This is a genomic window from Streptomyces sp. BRA346 (genome assembly GCF_052851135.1).
Map to the genome: position 1 here is coordinate 1 of NZ_JAIWIH010000164.1, position 1,550 is coordinate 1,550.

1 protein-coding gene is annotated in these 1,550 nt (G+C 68.8%); it reads left to right on the forward strand.

From position 1 onward, the window contains the following. The first annotated feature begins 264 nt into the window (after positions 1-264). A complete protein-coding gene (locus LCH29_RS43925; protein ID WP_446467282.1) occupies positions 265-1,482 on the forward strand; it encodes an IS110 family transposase in 1,218 nt (405 codons plus the stop codon). Positions 1,483-1,550 lie beyond the last annotated feature (68 nt).

The window sequence follows — 1,550 nt, forward strand, 5'->3', positions numbered from 1 at the left end:
CCCGTTATGTTTTCCGCGGCTCCGCAACGGGGCCGCTGGCCTCCGGGCCCGGCATGACTGTTGCCCCCTGTCGAAGGCATGACCTGGGGGGTGGTGTTCACCGGGCCCGGGAGGTGTCCGTCGGAGACGCTGATCAGAGGTCCGGCCACCGTCCGGTCCGGTGCAACGCCGGGCAGTTCGCGGGCGGCAGGTCTGCATAACGTGGATGCGCGAGCACGACACCCAGGCCGAGGCCGGCACCGTCAACATTCCGGAAAGGGCACGATGTTCGAGATCGAGGACGTGGGCGTGTTCCTGGGCCTGGACGTCGGCAAGAGTGCCCACCATGGCCACGGACTCACCCTGGCCGGGAAGAAGGTCTTCGACAAGCCGCTGCCCAACAGCGAGCCGAAACTGCGGGCCGTCTTCGACAAGCTGGCCGCGAAGTTCGGCACCGTGCTGGTGATCGTGGACCAGCCCGCCTCGATCGGTGCTCTGCCGCTGACTGTCGCCCGTGATGCGGGCTGCCAAGTGGCCTATCTGCCCGGCCTGGCGATGCGCCGGATCGCCGACCTCTACCCCGGTGAGGCGAAGACCGACGCGAAGGACGCCGCGGTGATCGCCGACGCGGCCCGCACCATGCCGCACACCCTGCGGTCCCTGGAACTGACCGACGAGATCACCGCGGAACTCACGGTCCTCGTCGGCTTCGACCAGGACCTCGCGGCCGAGGCCACCCGCACCTCCAACCGGATACGCGGCCTGCTCACCCAGTTCCACCCCAGCCTGGAGCGCGTCCTGGGTCCGCGCCTGGACCACCAGGCCGTGACCTGGCTGCTGGAGCGTTACGGCTCCCCGTCCGCCCTGCGCAAGGCCGGCCGCCGCAGACTCGTGGAGCTGATCCGCCCGAAAGCCCCCCGCATGGCCCAGCGGCTGATCGACGACGTCTTCGACGCACTGGACGAACAGACCGTTGTCGTCCCCGGAACCGGCACCCTCGACATCGTCATCCCCTCTCTGGCCGCTTCCCTGGCCGCCGTCCACACCCAGCGCCGGGCGATGGAAGCCCAGATCAACACCCTGCTGGAGGCTCACCCTCTTTCCCCGGTCCTGACGTCGATGCCCGGCGTCGGCGTCAGGACCGCCGCCGTCCTGCTGGTCACCGTCGGCGACGGCACCAGCTTCCCCACCGCCGCCCACCTTGCCTCCTACGCCGGACTCGCCCCGACAACGAAGTCGTCCGGCACCTCGATCCACGGCGAACACGCACCCCGAGGCGGCAATCGGCAGCTCAAACGGGCGATGTTCCTGTCCGCCTTCGCCTGCATGAACGCCGACCCCGCCTCCCGCGCCTACTACGACAAGCAACGAGCACGCGGCAAGACCCACACCCAAGCCCTCCTCCGACTCGCCCGCCAACGCATCAGCGTCCTGTTCGCCATGCTCCGCGACGGCACCTTCTACGAATCCCGGACACCGAGGGACCTCGAACTCGCCGCATAACCCCAGCAACCCCGAACCACCCCAAAACCGACAGGGGTGTCTTGACGGAAGACATAGAGGCACCCCCC

Bases quoted from the DNA above. Each gene is read 5' to 3' on its own strand.
- LCH29_RS43925 (WP_446467282.1), top strand. From the start codon at position 265: ATGTTCGAGATCGAGGACGTGGGCGTGTTCCTGGGCCTGGACGTCGGC.